Raw genomic sequence first — 17061 nt, forward strand, 5'->3', positions numbered from 1 at the left:
ATTTGGTATTAACATCTTCATCAAAGTCGATTTTTTACCGGTTTTTTGGTGTTAATTCTGTCAGACCGCTCATTATTTCATAAACTCATGTACGTTAACCCTTTGATCCGTTGCTCAGTGAGAGGACAGCGGCTCCTGATTTTTTTACTGTTCTGACAACTCCAGGGTTGTTGGCTGAAGACAAGGAAAAAGAATGCTAATGCTATTCGGTGAGTTCTCTGGTGCGCCGTCATGGGTGCCTGCGGTATTGCTCGTCACACTTTCATTTGCACTGGGTTTCCTGGCGCGATTTATACTTCTCAGGTTCATCCGCTACTGGCAGAGTCGTGACCGGAAGCTGTTCAAATCACTTGAAAAGCATCTTCGTGGATCGATGTTTCTTTTTATCCCCTTACTGATGATCAGTGTGGGCGTTAATTACCTTAATATTCACCCTGAAGCCCTCTCGCTGATCACCACCGTGGTCAATATATTTATTATCTTATCGTTCTGCTCTGTTTTAATTCGGCTGACTAATGTGGCGCAGGATATGCTTTTTATACGCTACGATATTAATCTTTCGAATAACCTTCGTGCGCGTAAAATCCGAACGCAGATCATGTATGTCAAAAAGGTTGCGATCGTACTGCTCGTCCTGTTCTGCCTTTCGCTGGTTCTGCTCAGTATCCCCGGCGTGCGAAAATTCGGCACCACCATTCTGGCGGGTGCAGGGGTGGCCGGGATTATCATTGGTTTTGCCCTGCAGAAGTCGCTGGTTAATCTGTTTGCCGGCATTCAGATCGCCTTTACGCAACCAATAAAAATTGATGATGCGGTAGTGGTTGAAAATGAATGGGGCTGGATTGAAGAGATTAACCTGACGTACGTGGTTGTGCGTATCTGGGATCTGCGCCGGCTGGTTCTGCCCATTACCTACTTTACAGAAAATGCTTTCCAGAACTGGACACGTAATAACGCACAAATATTAGGTTCTGTTTTTCTTTACCTGGATTATTCCATGCCACTGGATCCCCTGCGTAAGCATTTCGAAAAAGTACTCAGTGAGACAAAACTCTGGGATCAACAGACTCAGGTGCTCCAGGTCACTGATACCACGGATAAAACCATGACGATCAGATTACTGATGACGGCACAGAACTCCCCCACAGCCTGGGATTTACGCTGTCATGTGCGGGAAAAGATGATTGAGTTTATTCAGCAAAATTATCCACAGAGCCTCCCTCACGTCCGGGCGACCCTGACCGGGGCTGATGGGTGACAGTCTGTCATGGACGTCATGAATCACTGGCATTTTTAACTGAACTCAAACAGGGGAACGAACCGTTCTCACGCCTGAACCGGCACGGTGGCCGCCGTTGTCACCGCGCAATCTGCACGCCGTTTGTAACCGCAAGCGTCAGCCACGGTATCGGCTCGCAACGGGCAGGATGTCCGAAAAGCGGGAGATGATCATTCCAGAGCCTGGGTCAGTTTCTGCCGCAGCGCGGTAATCCGCGCAGTCAGGTCAGACAATTCTTCATACGGCGTATCCATCACCGAGACCATATCTGCCGGCACGCCAGCCGCTTTCACCCTGAGCTGGTGTCCCTGCTCCGTTAGCGAAATAAGTACCCGGCGCTCATCGCCGCCCAGGTCACGTTTCCTGGCGATCAAACCCGAGGCTTCAAGTCGCTTCAGCAACTGACTGAGCGTACCGGAATCCAGACAGACGCGTGCGCCAATGTCTGAAACCGTGACATTGTCTGTTTGCCAGAGTGCCAGTAAAACCAGGTATTGCGGGTACGTCAGCCCGAGGGGCTTCAATCGTGACTGATAGAGTTTGGTCATCGCCAGTGAGGCAGAATACAGCGCAAAGCAGAGAAACTGATCGACTGTCGCAGGCGCATCGGTGCCAGGAGGAGACCCGCCCGTTTCATCTGTGTCATTGTTCACATCGTTATGCATTGAGGATCCGAATCTGATAGCGAGCGGAGAGTCTTTCTGCTGAAGAAAGTGACCGGCTGACACCCGAATGAGACGCCATGTTAACCGGCCCCTGTCCGAAAAGACATGATGGCGAAAGTCGTTCTCCTCGCCCGGATAGAAGCGAGCGCAGTATTGAACCAAGTTTATATGATGTCAATTTTTATTCATCAGAACACGTCCCTGTTTTCTGACAGATAAGTGCAGATAAGAAGGGCGAAAGCGGGGGTAATATGACGCCCGCCGTAATACGTTATTTGCCCTGCTTTGCCGCACAGCGCAGGAAGTTGTTCATGACCTCAATGATACGCCCCACTGCCATCAGGTCTGCCGCCAGCAACAAATCGGTGCGTACCAGAATGTCCATTAGTTGAGCGTCATTCATGTGACGCTGGATACTGGCGTACAGGCGCATCAGATGCACCCAGTTGTTTGCAAAGGTGTCGAGACTCAGGTACTCCCCTTCACTGAGCTGCTTCATCAGAAAATTCACGTCAACTCTGAGCGCACAGATACGTGAGAGAAGGTCTCCTGACGATGAAGAGGCCAGAATCGCTGAGGACCTCATACGCGAAAGGTTTCCACCATGCCGCGCAGCGCATGTGCCTGTGCAGAGAGGGACTGCGATGCGGTCGATGATTCCTCCACCAGGGCCGCGTTGCTCTGTGTAACGCCATCCATTTGGCTCACCGCAACGCTGACCTGCGAAATCCCCTGCATCTGCTCACCTGAAGAGAGTGAAATGTTGTCCATTGCGTCGGCCAGTTCGCTCACCATACCCACTATTTTCAGAATACTTTCTCCGGTGCCGGTGGCCACTGTCACGCCGTTTTCTACCTGGTTTACCGCCTGTTCAATCAGGGCCTTAATGTCACGCGCCGCGTTAGCGCTGCGTTGCGCCAGCGTTCTTACCTCACCGGCGACGACGGCAAATCCCCGACCCTCTTCCCCCGCGCGGGCGGCCTCAACGGCCGCGTTCAGCGCCAGAATATTGGTCTGGAAGGCAATGCTCTCAATAACGCCAGTGATGTCGCGAACCTTCGTCGCACTGAGGGATATTTCATTCATTGTCAGCGACATGCGCTGTACGTCTTGCTCCCCGTTGCGGGCCAGCGTCGCCGTTGTCCGGGCCGTATCCGCCGTCTGCTGCGCACCCGCCGCGTTACTTTTCACCGTCGCGGTAAGCTGTTCAATGCTGGCGGCCGTTTCCTGCAGAGCCGCAGCCTGCTGCTCAGTTCGCGAGGACAGCTCGGTATTACCCTGCGATATTTCGTCTGCCGCCAGGGCAACAGAGACCGATGAATCCCTGATGTCAGAGACCAGACTTCGCAGGCTGGCCTGCATGGTGGCCAGCGATGCCAGCAGGCTGCCCTTATCGTGCCGACGCAATGTGACCGGGTAAGTGAGATCGCCGCCGGCGATAGCGGCAGCCAGCGCCTGTGCCTGAGCAGGTTCACCGCCCAACTGGCGCATCAGTATGCGAACCGTCAGAAAACAGGTCGCCGCCGCCAGCAGGACGGACAATGCAGTAATCGCCATCAGAAGAGAGGCCGTACGTGAAGAACGGGCGCTGTTTTCAGCCACCGTATCGCGGCTCAACTGCATTTGAACATCGGTCAGTTCGTTCAGCGCTTCGAGCAGTTCTTTCTGAGCAGGACGGGCGGTGATCAGCAAATAGGTTGTGGCTTCGTTCTTATGGTTTTCCAGCCCCAGTTTTCCTGCCGTCATCAGGGTAGACAGTGCCGCGGATTCTGCAGATAAAGTCCGTTCCAGCGCCACCTTCCCGCGGGCAGAGACATTGACAGACATACTTTTTTCCAGTGCCTCACGTTTCTGGATATAAGCTTCACGCTGTTTAACCAGGCGCTGCCACTCCGGCTGCATCTGCTCCGGGTTCGTTATCAGAGCCAGGTTGCGTACGGCAATCGCCATATCACGCGCACTCCCCCGCATATCCAGCACCAGCGCGAAACGCTTCATCTTCACGTCAACGGTATCATTCATGCCATCACGGGCATGCCAGAGCGCTTTAATGGCGATACCCGTGCAAATAATAAAAAGAAAAATAATCAGGCCAAAGCCTGCGGTCAGTCGCGTTGCAATTTTCATCAGTTATCCCTGGACATTTAACGTAGTGAACCTGTATCGGCAGGAACAGCGCACAACATAAGGGTTGAGCAAAATTAAATTGAACACACTCTATTTTCACAAACAGCTTCACCACTGCCCCTCCCGGGGGGAGAATTTCTGACTGCGCCAGTTCAGCCAGAGGGGACAGCGGCAGCAGAGCAGCCTGCTTTGTTGCGTCCCTGCCACTGCGGATGCCCAATCACCCCGCATGGCTGAACTTAACGCCGGCAGAATACGGGTTGATTGACGCTGTTTAAAAAATAACGCACCTTTACCGGAGTACGCCGGGCTGGCGGGATGCACGTCGCGATACCACGCTGGCTGAAGCCAGCCGGGGCGGTGCGCCTGAGCCGGCTTTAATGCTGCCGTGTGAAAAGGAGATAAAGACATGTCTGTGCCCGTGCTAAGAACTGAGCGCCTGCTATTAAAACCGCTAGTCGCTGAAGATGCCTTTCAGATTCAGACGATCTTTCCGCGCTGGGAGATTGTGCGTTATCTGGTGGCCTCGGTTCCCTGGCCCTATCCTGAGAAGGGGGCCGAGCACTACGTCAGTCATGTCGCGCTCCCGGCGATGGCCAAAGGGGAGGCCTGGGTCTGGACGATACGGTGCAGCAGTGATCCCGATAAGCTGATAGGGCTTATCTGCCTGGATGACGAGAAAGATAATAACCGGGGTTTCTGGCTGGTGCCGGAATGGCAGGGTCAGGGATTAATGCGCGAAGCCAGTATTAAGGTAACAGATTACTGGTTCAATACTCTGAACAGGCCGCTATTGCGGGCACCAAAAGCCGCCGAAAACCATCGTTCCCGGCATATTTCTGTCGGCAGCGGTATGCGACTCGTCAGGACGGAAGAAAAGGAGTATGTCTGCGGACGAATGACCTCTGAGCTGTGGGAAATCACCCGTGATGAGTGGAACGCTCAACGCCGCAGCTGATCCTGTTGGCCGATACGCGAACCGCTGCAGATAACAAAGATACCTTATCCTTCGGACTCAGCACGTTAAGGCATGCTGTGGCTTTGCAGCCATGCCCTGACGGCAGCCTTGTAGACGCCCGGCAGTCACGCAGTGAATGAGCCTGTGCCGCTACTGGCGCATACAGCACGCGATGCCGTTAAAGTCGCTTTTCATACACCCGGTAACGCTTATAAGCCACCGCACCAATACGCTCCAGCATCGTACGCATTCCGCTGTTCGCCTCTAAAATCCACGACATCTCCAGCGCATCAATGTTACGCCGGGCAAAAGGGTCGCGCAGCGCCTCAATGAGCAACAGCGCCATGACGGGCCCACTGCGGCTGAACTGATATTCCTGCCGCACCCCCATCAGCGGTACCCGGGCCGTGCGCACGCCACTGACCTTCAGCCGCCACAATAGTTTTGCCCAGCCAAAGGGCAGCATGCGCCCTTTTAAACCGGTGATAGCTTCATTAATATTGGGTAAGCCGACGATAAAGGCGCAGGGATTGCCATTCACTTCAGCAATATAAATCATATCGTCAGGGACCAGGAATTTAAGCTGGTCGCCCATGACGGCAAACTCCCGTTCGGTGAAAGGTACAAAGCCCCAGTTATTTTGCCAGCCGGAATTGAAAATCTGTCGCATAATCTGCATTTCCTCGCTGAACTGCTTGCGATTAAGGCGACGAACAGTGACTTTCTGTCGCATTTTATCCATCAGTCGGCGCAATGAAGGGGAAAAATGCAGGTCGGTGCGGCGCATCCAGTAAGCCAGCAGGTCGGTACCTTTTGTATACCCCTGTTGTTCTAACGCGGCAGCATAATAGGGTTTACCGTGAGGCATCATCGCTGACGGCGGCGTTTCAAAACCGTCAATCAGCAGACCACTTTCCTGATTGATATTCAGGCTGAAAGGGCCGCTTATATGGGTCGCGCCTTTCGCTTTTAACCACTCTTCTGCCGTGCGGAATAACAAGCTGAACACCGCCGGATCGTTAATGGCCTCAATCATGCCAAAGTGGCCGGTATCCTCACCATATATTTCACGATGTAATGTATCAATTTGTGCCGTAATTCGCCCAACGACTTTCTCTCCGGATCTCGCGATCCAGGCCTGCCATTCAATATGTTCCTTTGCCGGATTTTTATCAGACAGATGTTCTGCGCGCTCCATGTATAAGGGATCAATCCAGTGAGCGTCATCAGCATAAAGGGTGGATGTAAAAAAAATAAAGTCCTTAAGCTGCTGTCTTGAATCAACTTTTTCAATGGAAATCATAACAACCTTAAAACTGTTTATTCACGAAAAAATACAATAAACGGGCTAATGCTACAGATTAACCCGTTTATTGCCGTATTACCCCGACAAATCTATAAATGAGGAAATAGATAATGGATAAAAACAGAACCCTTTCCCACTCGGTTATTTTTCACTTTCAGCTTAAGCGCTTTTAGCGCTACCCGGAACAATAGCGTGAATATCTCGCAAATAATGCATCATTATTTCTGACAGTGTCATTACCTGGCCATGCCTTATACGACATTCAATATGTTACAGAAATTATCCGAATTGACATGGCTATTTTTACCACTAAATGCGTTTAACGACACACCTATAAAACTAACCATACACATTTAAAAAACTAAGCGTCATAATAATCCCACAATATTAACCGGGAAGACTTTCATGTACAGGGATTATCCGGCCAATCGAGATATTATTATATCAATGGGCCTCTCCCCCACACATCGGTATGCGGTTGCGCACCTGCGGATATAGGTATCCGTGTAAAACTCGCGCGAGGCCTGCGGGAGGTTAACTATTAAAATTACAATTGAATACATATTTTAATCTAAAGTCACTTTAGACACATTATTGCGATTTTTTTACAAAGACCTCTATTCCCCGTAGCTATCTGTACTTTTTGGCGGTTTTTAATCTATGGCTTTATCGTATATATCGGAAACAAGTTCAATCCATTCTCTTCCCATGCGCCATGCTGACTTTTCCACTCTGGTCGAGGCGTTAGACTACGCCGCCGGGGGAAGTACCGGGATGAATTTTTACGACAGGCGTAATCAGCTGGCAGATGTGCTGGAATATCGGCGGCTCAGGCAGCGAGCTATCACTGATGCACGGCGTCTGCTGTCGCTGGGCCTGAAAAAAGGCGATCGCGTCGCGCTGATGGCCGAAACCAGCGCGGGTTTCGTCGAAGCCTTCTTTGCCTGTCAGTATGCGGGCTTAGTGGCAGTGCCGCTGGCTATCCCGATGGGGATGGGCCAGCGTGACTCTTACATTACCAAGCTTCAGGGCTTACTCAAAAACTGCCAGCCCGTCGCGATTATCAGCAGTGAGGAGTGGCTGCCGCTGATCCGTTCTGCCAGTGCGGATACCCCCGGTATCCATACCCTCAGCAATGGTGACCTCGCAGCCCTGCCGGACAGGGATATCGCGCTGCCGCCCCCTTCACCGGAGGATATTGCCTATCTGCAATATACCTCTGGCAGCACGCGCTTTCCGCGTGGCGTGATCATTACCCACCGGGCAGTGATGGCGAATCTGCGGGTCATCAGTCATGACGGCATCAAATTACGCGCGGGTGACCGCTGCGTTTCGTGGCTGCCGTTCTATCACGATATGGGACTGGTGGGCTTTGTGCTGACCCCGGTCGCCACCCAGCTTTCCGTTGATTATCTGCGTACGCAGGATTTTGCCATGCGGCCCATGCAGTGGCTGAAGCTGATCGGTAAAAACCGCTGTAGCGTATCTGTCGCGCCGCCTTTTGGTTACGACCTGTGTTTACGGCGGAGTAGCGACAAGGAGCTGGCCAGTATTGATCTCTCCAGCTGGCGTGTGGCGGGCGTCGGGGCCGAACCCATTCCTGCACTGCTGCTCGACCAGTTTGCGCAACATTTCAGTAAAGTGAACTTCGACCGTCGCGCGTTTATGCCCTGTTACGGGCTGGCGGAAACCACGCTGGCGGTCAGTTTTTCTCCGGCCGATGGCGGGACACAAGTGGATGAAGTCGACCGGGGTATTCTGGAATATCAGAGCAGGGCCGTCGCGCCAGGCGAAAAAACCCGGGCAGTGTCGACCTTTGTTAACTGCGGCAGTGCGCTTCCGGGCCACCGTATCGAAATTCGTGATGAAGCGGGTCAGGCCCTGCCTGAGCGTGAGGTCGGCCATATCTGTATCTCCGGCCCCAGTTTAATGAGTGGCTACTTCCAGGATGCCGCCTCACAGCAAAGAATACAGGAGACAGGCTGGATGGATACCGGTGATTTAGGCTATCTGCTGCAGGGCAACCTCTTTGTCACGGGCCGCAAGAAAGACCTGATCATCATTCGCGGTCGCAATATCTGGCCCCAGGATATTGAATATGTCGCCGAACAGGAGCCGGAGATTCATTCCGGCGATGCGATAGCCTTTGTCACCCCGCAGGATCGGGAAGAAGGGGCACGCATTATCTTACAAATCCAGTGCAGGTTCAGTTCCGAAGCGCGCCGGGAACAGATCGTTCACGCGCTCACCGCCCACATTCAAAGCGAATTCGGCGTCGCCGTCGAGATTGAACTTCTGCCGCCGCACAGTCTTCCGCGCACCTCCTCAGGGAAACCTGCCCGTGCCGAAGCCAGAAAACGTTACCTCAGGGCGCTGGGGGCTTCCGTCAGCCCACGGGCAGAACTGGCAGGCCAGACGCCATGACCTCTACGGTGGCGTTAACCGGAGCAACAGGCTTTATCGGCAGGCATATTGCCGACAACCTGCTGGCGCGGGGATTTACTGTCAGGGCACTGACCCGCCGCCCTCAACGCCCCGTGGATAATCTGACATGGATTACCGGGACGCTGGAGCAGAGCTGGGCTCTGAATGAGTTAGTGCGCGGCGCTGACTTCGTGGTGCACTGTGCCGGGAACGTGCGCGGACGCCGGGAGGACGCCTTTATGCAGACCAATGCCTGTGGCAGCCAGCGACTGATGCAGGCGGCGAAAGCGAGCGATTCGTGTCAGCGTTTTTTGCTGATGTCGTCTCTGGCAGCGCGCCACCCTCACCTCTCCTGGTATGCCCATTCAAAATATGTTGCCGAGCAGCGCTTAACCCGCATGGCAACCGGGATTGCCCTGGGTATATTTCGCCCAACGGCGGTGTACGGACCGGGAGATAAAGAGCTGAAACCGGTTTTTCGCTGGCTGCTGCGCGGGCTGCTCCCGCAAACCGGACCTGCGGATGCGCGGCTTTCCTTTCTTCATGTCAGCGATCTGGCAAACGCCGTGAGTCAGTGGTTGACGGCCCCCCGACCTCCAGAGGGCCCTTGTGAACTCTGCGATGGCGTTGAGGGAGGCTACAGCTGGTCATCGTTACAGGCAACCGGCGCAAAGGTGCGTCAGGGTTCCGTGCGACGGATCGGCATCCCTCTGCCGCTGCTGAAGGTGATGGCCGATCTCAGCACGCTGGCCAGTTGTTTAACCGGCAAAGCACCGATGCTGACCCGCAGCAAAGTCCATGAGCTGACCCACCAGGACTGGTCTGCAAACAATTTGCGTTTATCTGAATATACCGGTTGGTTACCCACGGTGACGCTGGAGCACGCTCTGCGTGCAGGACTCTTTTGATACTGTGAATAAAGGGAAGTTGAGGATTTTATGCTGAATCAAAACGCGGTAATGGACTATATCCTGGCATGTTTACGCGGCATGGTGGCCAGTGACGTTGACATAGAACCAGACAGCGATCTTGTTGACGAGCTGGGTCTGGAATCGATCAGGGTAATGGATTTGCTGATGATGTTAGAGGACAGGTTTGATATCCCTATCCCTATCAATATATTGCTGGATGTCAGGACTCCGGTACAGCTGCGGGATGCGTTACTCCCCTTCCTGGAGAAAACCTATGGGCCTTTATGATCGCTTTGCCCGTCTTAATCATCACCGGGAACAGTTCCAGTCCAGTGGCCTTAACCCGTTTGGCACTTGCATTGATGAAGTTTACTCGGCAACCGAAGGCCGCATCGGGAATAACCGGGTGGTGCTGGCCGGAACCAATAACTATCTTGGCCTGACATTTAATCCGCAAGCCATTGCACAAGGCCAGGCCGCGCTGGCGGCCCAGGGGACGGGGACCACCGGCTCACGTATGGCAAACGGCAGCTATCATTCGCATCTGGCACTGGAGCGCGAGATTGCCGCCTTTTTTGATCGCCCCACCGCCATCGTTTTTCCAACGGGCTATACCGCTAACCTGGGCATCATCAGCACCCTGGCCGGACATGATGCCGTGGTGTTACTGGATGCCGACAGCCATGCCAGCCTCTATGATGCCTGTGCGCTCGGAGGGGCAACGATCATCCGCTTTCGCCACAACGATGCCCGCGACCTGGAGCGCCGCATGGTGCGCCTGGGTGAGCGTGCGCGCGAGGCGATCATTATCGTTGAGGGCATTTACAGCATGCTGGGAGACGTGGCGCCCCTGGCAGAGATCGTTGACATCAAACGCCGTCTGGGTGGTTATCTTGTGGTGGATGAAGCTCACTCGTTCGGCGTGCTGGGTGCCACTGGCCGCGGGCTGGCTGAAGCTCTGGGCGTTGAGCAGGAGGTGGATATTATCACCGGCACCTTCAGCAAAAGCCTGGCGTCAGTCGGCGGGTTTGCCGTCGGTGCAGAGGCGATGGACGTTCTGCGCTACAGCAGCCGCCCTTATATCTTTACCGCCTCATCCTCGCCCTCGGTTATCGCCTCAGTGCGTTCGTCGTTAAACACCATTGCGCATCATCCTGAGCTGCGGGAAACCCTGTGGAATAATGCCCGCCGTCTTTACAACGGGCTGGAACGCCTGGGTTACGCGCTGGGGGCACATATCAGCCCGGTGGTACCGGTCATTATCAGCTCGAAAGAGGAAGGCCTGCGCCTGTGGCGCGCGCTGATCGAACGCGACGTTTATGTCAACCTGGTTCTGCCGCCCGCCGCACCGGCAGAGATGACGCTGCTGCGCTGCAGCATCAATGCCGCCCACAGCGAAGCGCAAATCGACAAAATTATTCAGGCCTTCGCCGATCTGAAACGCTGAACAATCCGCAGACTCTGCGCGGCGGCTCTCCGCTTTACCGCTGAGCCGCTGCGCCCTCCTGCTCTCCGTGTCTCAGTGCTGCCGGTCAAACCGGTACACCAGTGCCACCGCCAGCAACAGCAACAGCACGGGCGGACCCAGGGTGGTGAGCACCACATTGAGGGAAAGCAATAGCCCGAGGTTAACGATGATCTGATCGCTGATATAGGTCACCAGCCCCACAATTACGCCGGTGGCCAGACGGCTGCCCATGCCCGGCGAACGGGGAATGCTGAACGTAAACGGGATCGCCAGTAAAATCATCGCCAGCGTTAACACTGACCGTCCCAGCTTCTGCCACAGCGCGATCTGAAATTCCGTGCCGGGCTGGTTAGTATCATGCAGGTAATGAATATAGCGGCGAAGCTGTCCGATCGAGAAGCTGGCCGCTGGCAGGGTCAGCTCTTTCAGGCTGATGCGGGTGAACAGGGATCGCCACGGCAGGGTTGCCCGCACCGTGACCGTCTCTTTCTGGTTCAGCCACTGCTTTTGATTCACGCCGTGCAGCATCCACATGCCGTTGCCCAGCACAGTGGCCTTCTCCGCATAGATATAGGCCGCCAGCGTCAAATCAGGCCGGTAGTAGAAAATTTCCACCCCCACGGGTTGATAGTGCTTGTCCAGCCTTCTGACCGTGGCAAATTCATTTTTATCTCTGGCCCACAGGGCATTATTGACGCCCTCACCGTCATCATCCAGCGCCGCAGCGGCGCTTTTCAGCGTCATCGCTCGCTGCTGTAACGGTGAGGCCACCCACTCATCGAGCACACCAGAAGCGAGTGTTAACATCACCCCGGCGGCCACGATAGCCATGGCAATACGCAGGACAGAAAAACCTGCCGTTCGCATGGCGGTTAACTCCAGGCTTTTCGACAACTGCCCCAACCCGACGATGCCGCCGAGGAGCGCGATAAAAGGCCCGAGGTCAACCAGACTACGGGGTAATGTCATCAGAACCACCGCCACGGCCTGTGTCCAGCGATAACCGCCGGGGCTGACGTCATCAAGCTCATTGATCAGGTTAAACGTGGTAAACAGCGGGATCAGGAGTCCTGCCGCGGCGGCAAAGCCGATAAACACGTTGCGGACGATATAGCGGCTGAATATGTTCATCGGAAGCGTGCCGGCAGCAGCGCCAGATCGCGGGCGATAAGAAGTACGACACCTGCCAGCATCACCAAAGGCACACACCACACGCCAGGAATCAGCGGTAACGCGCCATTGGCTACCAGGGTGCGGGAGAGATTTCCTCCGTAAAAGATCGCGGTAAACACTGCGGTCAACGGTAATAACGTGGTAAAGCGCCCCTGCCGGGGTTTGATGCGACTCAGCGACACCGCTAACATCGCCATCAGCACGGCGCTGACTCCCCGGCTCTGCCGCCACTGGCGCTCAGCCTGATCTGCGGGGTCCTGCGAGCCGGCGAGCGCGGTAAGAGAGGCCGACTTACGCCGGGTATTGTTACTCTGGGGCATCGGCGCCAGCTGCAGATTAAGGTGACGATATATCGTTTCGCTGTCCTCGCTACCCTGATGATCGAGAGTGTATGAGGTGCCGGACTGCAGCAGAACCGAGGGACTGGCGGGTGAAGGATCGGTGACGCTGACCGTCCTGGCGCGGTATACGCTGCTTTTCATCCCGGATGAGGTGTAAATAAGGACATCGGACAGGATATGGGTGATGGGATCAATGCGTGCCGCCAGCACCATTCTGCCACTGTCATTCACATTAAACCGTCTGGCCACCAGCCGTTGCGTATCCAGTTCGGACTGCGACTGCTGTTCAAGCTGATAAATCTGCCCGTAGGCCCAGGGCCTGGCGTACATCGACAGCAACATCACCATCAGACCCAGCGGCACGGCAAGCAGCATCGCCGCCTTATACAGCCGCAGCGGGCTGACACCGGAGGCAAACATCGCAGTGATTTCTGCATCGCTGTAAAGCTGACCCAGCGTAACACCGACCGCGACATACAGTCCGACAGGCAGCAGCATTTCAAGTGCGATCACCACTTTGTAGAAGACAATGTCGAACACAACCGTCAGGGCTAATGTACCGTTGGCCGCATCGGTCAGATAGCGCTGGGCTGAATAGCTGGCAAAAATAAAAATAAGAAAGCCCAGCAGAGTCGCCACTAACCGGTGAGTTTGCATCAGAATGTAGCGTTCAATCAGCAACATAAACCGCACGCCTTTTGTCATTATTGCTGCTGATCGAGCAAATGATGCACCTGCTCAATCACCCGGGCGACCTCATCCTGTGTCAGGGCACCATCCTTCACCCACTGTATACGTCCCTGCGCATCCAGCACCAGGATGGTTGAACTCTGCGGTTGCACCTGCCACGCGCGCCGGGCGAGGCCATCGCTGTCGATAATGAACTGCGCCCAGGGATAACGTCGTTTATTCTTCTCTATCTTTCTGCGCACAAAAAAGCCGGAACCGGGGATAACATCATCCGTATTAATAATGGTCGTCGGCTGGAAGCGGTCGGCCGGAAACATGGCGCCCTTAATGGCCTGGATCAGCAGTGCGTTTTTATTTTTTGCCGACGTGCGTCCGGCAATGTACTGCACCACGCGAATTTTGCCCGCCAGATCTGCACTCTTCCAGGGCACATAGCGGATCTGTCCATGTTCCAGTCGCAGCTCCCCTTTATCTGCAATGAGAACAGGGGGGACACGGTGTCCGATAGCGAAGCTGTGCGCGGCGGCCAGTACCGGCAGTAACAGACCCAGAATGGGCAGAAATCTGCATAACCTCATCGTGCTTCCTTTCTGACGGATATTACTGACCGGCACCAAGCGGATAGCGTTCAATAAAGTGTTCCAGCCGCTGGCGGATACCCGCATCCAGGGGCTCGGGAGCGTTATAATCACGCTGTCCCGCCAGGTTACCGGACACCATTTCATCGTGTCGATCACCCATTAAACCGTTTATCGCGGCTAAGTATCGCGAGATCTGCCGGGCCGCCAGATCATCAGGGTCAAGGGCACGCCGGGTGTCATAATAGGACACCTGCTGACTGACTATTTTTCGCACGGCGTGAAACTCCCGTCCTGTCAGCCTTGGCTTTGCGATGAATGCCTGTAACTTTCGCATCTCCTGTTGGCAACAGGCGATAAAGTCACTTTCACCGGTCAGGGGAAAATGACGCAGCGCGTGATCCACCCACCGCCAGACCGGCGTGCTCAGACAGACGCTCAGTATCCGCCCATAAAAAGTAACATGGCTTATGTTTTCGTTACGGAACGCATCCTGAAAACGTCCGAGGAAGACGGTGGTTTTGCTCAACCCCGCGCTGCACACGTGTTGCTGACCATAGAGCCGCTGAGCAAAGCGCAGATGCTTGTAACGGGAGCGAATATATTTGTACTGCCTGCGCTCCTGCTCTGACAATGTTTCCCCCTGCACGACGCGGGTGACAAGACTCAGTAGCTCTGCCCGCGTAAAACCTTCCTGCCAGTATTGCAGGCACAGGGCGTAATTATCACGGATGCTCTCTGCGGAACAGGAGAGATCGATTGCCTGTGGCAGGCTGACACTGTCATCAACACAATCGTCCTCGTCCACTGCCGTAAACAGTAAATCGACGGTCTCAGGAGGATACTTACGCCACAGTTGTCTGGTGGTCATGGGGAACGTCTCCGGGCTGGCTAAAATGGAGTAAATGGCGATGGCGGTAAGCACGCAGCGTAGGAATGAATGACAACAGCACGTCCAGGCACTGTCCTCCTGCATAGCCAAATGCGGCCCCGTACACACCAAAGAAGTGCGATAATCCGACCAGCAGCACCATACTGGCGACGGAAGAGATCGCCTGTGCTACGAGAAAAGCACGCTGTTTTCCTGCCATCAGCAGGAGTGACTCCTGGGGAAAGCCCATCATCGACACGACAACGGCAAAGAGTATCACCTGAATTAAGTCACAGGCTGCAAGATACTGTTGGCCAAACACGAGGGTGACTAAGGGTTTACCGACCATCAACACGACCAGCGCCACCACAAGCCCGACGCCCCCTGCTAACAACGCTGATTTCAGCGCCAGCCACCAGGGTCTTTTGGTACGTGGGTCCAGTCGCATAATCTCGGGGTAAAAGCTTTTTTCCATCAGACTTGCTGGCGCGCTGGTGGCCGATAAAAAGGTCATCGCGATTTTAAACAGTCCTGCCGCGGCAGGCCCTGACACAATCCCCACTAACACCGTGCTGCCGGAGTTTCGCGCCGCCCAGATGGAGTGAGCAATATTCGTTGCCCAGACAAATCCCCAAGCCCCGTGCAGATTCCGGGCAGCATGCAGTAAACGGGGCCGGAAAGCGCGATGAATGCCCCGGCGACGCAGTTCGCGGGCAGCAAACCACCAGTAGAGCATCCCCCCCATCAGATCAGAGACATACCAGGTCAGCATAAAACCGGCAAAGCCAAAATCCCCTGTGTAAGAGATCACGCTGCCTGCTGCCCGCAGAAAGGGCCGGACCGCCTGTTGGATCGCAATCAGATCGAAGCGGTCGAGCGCCCGTAAAATGCCGGTGGGCGTGGATGCCGCCATGGAAGGGATCAGCGTGCAATAAACGATTGCCAGCCAGAAGCTGTGCGCATCCAGTCCTAACGCGTGTGCGAGGAAGGGAAGCAGCAGCATACCTCCGACAACGGCAGCAGCACCGCTGGCAATATCCAGTCCCAGCGAAAATGAAATTACCTCGCGAAACTGCGGCACGTTATTGTTCGCTAAAGCGGGCGTGCCGTACTGCACCACTAACTGCCACGTCTGAAATTTCATGACGTCGCTTATCGTTTTCGCATAGGACTGAATAACCACCAGCACACCAAACATCGCCGGTGACATCCCCTTTCCTGCACAGGAAAGGGCCAGCAAGCCCAGCAACGCGCTGGCAACATTACCTGATCCTAAATACGCCGTATTGCGCAGAATAGTGCGAAAAACACCATCCGAAAACCCGTTTTTCATGGTAGTAAACCAGCCATATTCACAAAGCCCGAGAGACCGTGAATGATATTTAACGCATCAATAAAAAGAGTAGCCATTAAATGTCACTAACTGAAACATCAATAAATCGTCGCTTCAGAATGATCGTTAAAATTGGAATGGGAATAAAACACGCCGATCACGCTGAAAATAAAATCGCACTAAAAAACAAACATTATGAATGTTGGTGCTCATGGGCAATTTCCAACACGGCATTCAGCGAAGCTCTTAATATTTCGTCATAAGGTTTTCGTGAGTCCAGTTCCAGAACAGAAGCGTGATTGTAATGAATGTGCTCCATGACAGAAATTTTATCCTGCAGCTCATCATAATCGTGGTCGGGCTTACGGGAAAAAGCGGTATCAATATCAATATCGAGTCGAATAACTAACTGAGGACGATATAACGCCATTTCCTGATATAACCGCTTTTCACGTTCCGCCAGCCGTGTCATCAGCCAGCCCTTTACCCGCTCGACACCAATGCCGGGGCCGTCATAATGAAAACCCGAAATCTCAGCCTGTGGGTAACGATCGCTGATAACCATCACCCCGCTATTTGCCAGGCGCTTAACCTTGCGCAAATTTGCCCTGCGGCGCAGCGAAAAACCGTACATGATCAGGGCCGCCCACAGCGCAGGCGAGCGCGTACTCATACTTTGGGTCCGGGAAGACTTCGCCGCCAGACGCCGCTCAAGCCAGATACCAATGAACGGCAGCCGCTTTATTTTGTCGCCGTCTTCTCCTGAGATGAGCCCTAAATAACGCCGCTCTGTCCTGCAATACTTTTTCATGCTTTTCGCTAAGTCAGCGGTTAATGTTGATTTTCCGGTACCGTCGCAGCCAACGACGGCCACCAGCCCGGCAATATATGTTGGAGGGGTACTGTTTTCGTTCTGCACGTTATCGTCCACCGCTCA

At 54.3% G+C, this 17061-nt stretch carries 16 protein-coding genes; 6 read left to right on the forward strand and 10 right to left on the reverse strand.

Translation table 11 applies throughout. The features are described 5' to 3' along the window. Positions 1-193 precede the first annotated feature (193 nt). A complete protein-coding gene (locus tag K6L24_RS12535; RefSeq protein WP_062743573.1) occupies positions 194-1258 on the forward strand; it encodes a mechanosensitive ion channel family protein in 1065 nt (354 codons plus the stop codon). 191 nt (positions 1259-1449) lie between these two features. Here the strand turns inward: K6L24_RS12535 and K6L24_RS12540 are convergent, their stop codons facing one another. The 3 genes from K6L24_RS12540 to K6L24_RS12550 all read right to left on the reverse strand — a co-directional run bounded on the left by K6L24_RS12540 (position 1450) and on the right by K6L24_RS12550 (position 4071). After that, positions 1450-1944: a MarR family winged helix-turn-helix transcriptional regulator gene (locus K6L24_RS12540; protein ID WP_062743574.1), complete on the reverse strand. Its 495-nt coding sequence runs from the start codon at positions 1942-1944 to the stop codon at positions 1450-1452. 271 nt (positions 1945-2215) lie between these two features. Next, positions 2216-2443 (reverse strand): hypothetical protein, encoded by a 228-nt coding sequence (locus tag K6L24_RS12545; RefSeq protein WP_240043743.1) that lies wholly within the window; start codon positions 2441-2443, stop codon positions 2216-2218. 83 nt (positions 2444-2526) lie between these two features. Continuing rightward, entirely contained in the window at positions 2527-4071 is a 1545-nt protein-coding gene (locus tag K6L24_RS12550; RefSeq protein ID WP_137268509.1) for a methyl-accepting chemotaxis protein, read from the reverse strand. A 409-nt stretch (positions 4072-4480) separates the two neighbouring features. On the opposite strand from K6L24_RS12550, the gene K6L24_RS12555 reads away from it, so the two are divergent. After that, positions 4481-5029, forward strand: coding sequence for a GNAT family N-acetyltransferase (locus tag K6L24_RS12555; RefSeq protein ID WP_062743577.1), 549 nt, complete (start codon positions 4481-4483; stop codon positions 5027-5029). Positions 5030-5207: 178 nt separating this feature from the next. Here the strand turns inward: K6L24_RS12555 and K6L24_RS12560 are convergent, their stop codons facing one another. After that, the gene (locus tag K6L24_RS12560) at positions 5208-6332 is read right to left on the reverse strand and encodes a hypothetical protein (protein WP_062743578.1); all 1125 of its coding nucleotides are present in this window, start codon (positions 6330-6332) and stop codon (positions 5208-5210) included. A 663-nt stretch (positions 6333-6995) separates the two neighbouring features. On the opposite strand from K6L24_RS12560, the gene K6L24_RS12565 reads away from it, so the two are divergent. The 4 genes from K6L24_RS12565 to spt are packed head-to-tail and all read left to right on the forward strand — an operon-like array spanning position 6996 to position 11117. Continuing rightward, on the forward strand, positions 6996-8759 hold the full coding sequence (locus tag K6L24_RS12565; protein WP_062743579.1) for a fatty acyl-AMP ligase: 1764 nt from the start codon (positions 6996-6998) through the stop codon (positions 8757-8759). Beyond that, the gene (locus K6L24_RS12570) at positions 8756-9667 is read left to right on the forward strand and encodes an NAD-dependent epimerase/dehydratase family protein (RefSeq protein ID WP_222681522.1); all 912 of its coding nucleotides are present in this window, start codon (positions 8756-8758) and stop codon (positions 9665-9667) included. Before K6L24_RS12565 ends, K6L24_RS12570 begins: the two co-directional genes overlap by 4 nt. Before the next feature lie 30 nt (positions 9668-9697). Next, positions 9698-9958: an acyl carrier protein gene (locus tag K6L24_RS12575; RefSeq protein ID WP_062743581.1), complete on the forward strand. Its 261-nt coding sequence runs from the start codon at positions 9698-9700 to the stop codon at positions 9956-9958. Next, on the forward strand, positions 9945-11117 hold the full coding sequence (spt, locus tag K6L24_RS12580) for a serine palmitoyltransferase (protein ID WP_062743582.1): 1173 nt from the start codon (positions 9945-9947) through the stop codon (positions 11115-11117). The genes K6L24_RS12575 and spt overlap by 14 nt, the downstream gene beginning before the upstream one ends. 72 nt (positions 11118-11189) lie before the next feature. Here the strand turns inward: spt and lptG are convergent, their stop codons facing one another. The 6 genes from lptG to K6L24_RS12610 all read right to left on the reverse strand — a co-directional run bounded on the left by lptG (position 11190) and on the right by K6L24_RS12610 (position 17055). Further along, positions 11190-12269, reverse strand: coding sequence for an LPS export ABC transporter permease LptG (gene lptG, locus K6L24_RS12585; RefSeq protein ID WP_222681523.1), 1080 nt, complete (start codon positions 12267-12269; stop codon positions 11190-11192). Continuing rightward, positions 12266-13336, reverse strand: coding sequence for an LPS export ABC transporter permease LptF (gene lptF, locus K6L24_RS12590; RefSeq protein WP_222681524.1), 1071 nt, complete (start codon positions 13334-13336; stop codon positions 12266-12268). The genes lptG and lptF overlap by 4 nt, the downstream gene beginning before the upstream one ends. A gap of 20 nt (positions 13337-13356) precedes the next feature. Then, positions 13357-13920 carry a YtfJ family protein gene (locus tag K6L24_RS12595; RefSeq protein WP_222681525.1) on the reverse strand — a complete coding sequence of 188 codons (564 nt, stop codon included), beginning with the start codon at positions 13918-13920 and terminating at the stop codon, positions 13357-13359. Between the two features lie 22 nt (positions 13921-13942). Then, positions 13943-14776 carry a hypothetical protein gene (locus tag K6L24_RS12600; RefSeq protein ID WP_174522409.1) on the reverse strand — a complete coding sequence of 278 codons (834 nt, stop codon included), beginning with the start codon at positions 14774-14776 and terminating at the stop codon, positions 13943-13945. Beyond that, positions 14766-16124 (reverse strand): lipopolysaccharide biosynthesis protein, encoded by a 1359-nt coding sequence (locus K6L24_RS12605; protein WP_222681526.1) that lies wholly within the window; start codon positions 16122-16124, stop codon positions 14766-14768. The genes K6L24_RS12600 and K6L24_RS12605 overlap by 11 nt, the downstream gene beginning before the upstream one ends. A gap of 193 nt (positions 16125-16317) precedes the next feature. After that, the gene (locus K6L24_RS12610) at positions 16318-17055 is read right to left on the reverse strand and encodes a nucleoside/nucleotide kinase family protein (RefSeq protein WP_118664272.1); all 738 of its coding nucleotides are present in this window, start codon (positions 17053-17055) and stop codon (positions 16318-16320) included. Positions 17056-17061 lie beyond the last annotated feature (6 nt).

Origin of the sequence: Erwinia persicina, assembly GCF_019844095.1 — a bacterium.
GTDB lineage: Bacteria > Pseudomonadota > Gammaproteobacteria > Enterobacterales > Enterobacteriaceae > Erwinia > Erwinia persicina.

Bases quoted from the DNA above. Each gene is read 5' to 3' on its own strand.
- K6L24_RS12595 (WP_222681525.1), bottom strand. From the start codon at position 13,920: ATGAGGTTATGCAGATTTCTGCCCATTCTGGGTCTGTTACTGCCGGTA.
- K6L24_RS12535 (WP_062743573.1), top strand. From the start codon at position 194: ATGCTAATGCTATTCGGTGAGTTCTCTGGTGCGCCGTCATGGGTGCCT.
- K6L24_RS12550 (WP_137268509.1), bottom strand. From the start codon at position 4,071: ATGAAAATTGCAACGCGACTGACCGCAGGCTTTGGCCTGATTATTTTT.
- lptF (WP_222681524.1), bottom strand. From the start codon at position 13,336: ATGTTGCTGATTGAACGCTACATTCTGATGCAAACTCACCGGTTAGTG.
- K6L24_RS12570 (WP_222681522.1), top strand. From the start codon at position 8,756: ATGACCTCTACGGTGGCGTTAACCGGAGCAACAGGCTTTATCGGCAGG.
- K6L24_RS12555 (WP_062743577.1), top strand. From the start codon at position 4,481: ATGTCTGTGCCCGTGCTAAGAACTGAGCGCCTGCTATTAAAACCGCTA.
- lptG (WP_222681523.1), bottom strand. From the start codon at position 12,269: ATGAACATATTCAGCCGCTATATCGTCCGCAACGTGTTTATCGGCTTT.
- K6L24_RS12565 (WP_062743579.1), top strand. From the start codon at position 6,996: ATGGCTTTATCGTATATATCGGAAACAAGTTCAATCCATTCTCTTCCC.
- K6L24_RS12575 (WP_062743581.1), top strand. From the start codon at position 9,698: ATGCTGAATCAAAACGCGGTAATGGACTATATCCTGGCATGTTTACGC.
- K6L24_RS12605 (WP_222681526.1), bottom strand. From the start codon at position 16,124: ATGAAAAACGGGTTTTCGGATGGTGTTTTTCGCACTATTCTGCGCAAT.
- K6L24_RS12545 (WP_240043743.1), bottom strand. From the start codon at position 2,443: ATGAAGCAGCTCAGTGAAGGGGAGTACCTGAGTCTCGACACCTTTGCA.
- K6L24_RS12540 (WP_062743574.1), bottom strand. From the start codon at position 1,944: ATGCATAACGATGTGAACAATGACACAGATGAAACGGGCGGGTCTCCT.
- spt (WP_062743582.1), top strand. From the start codon at position 9,945: ATGGGCCTTTATGATCGCTTTGCCCGTCTTAATCATCACCGGGAACAG.
- K6L24_RS12560 (WP_062743578.1), bottom strand. From the start codon at position 6,332: ATGATTTCCATTGAAAAAGTTGATTCAAGACAGCAGCTTAAGGACTTT.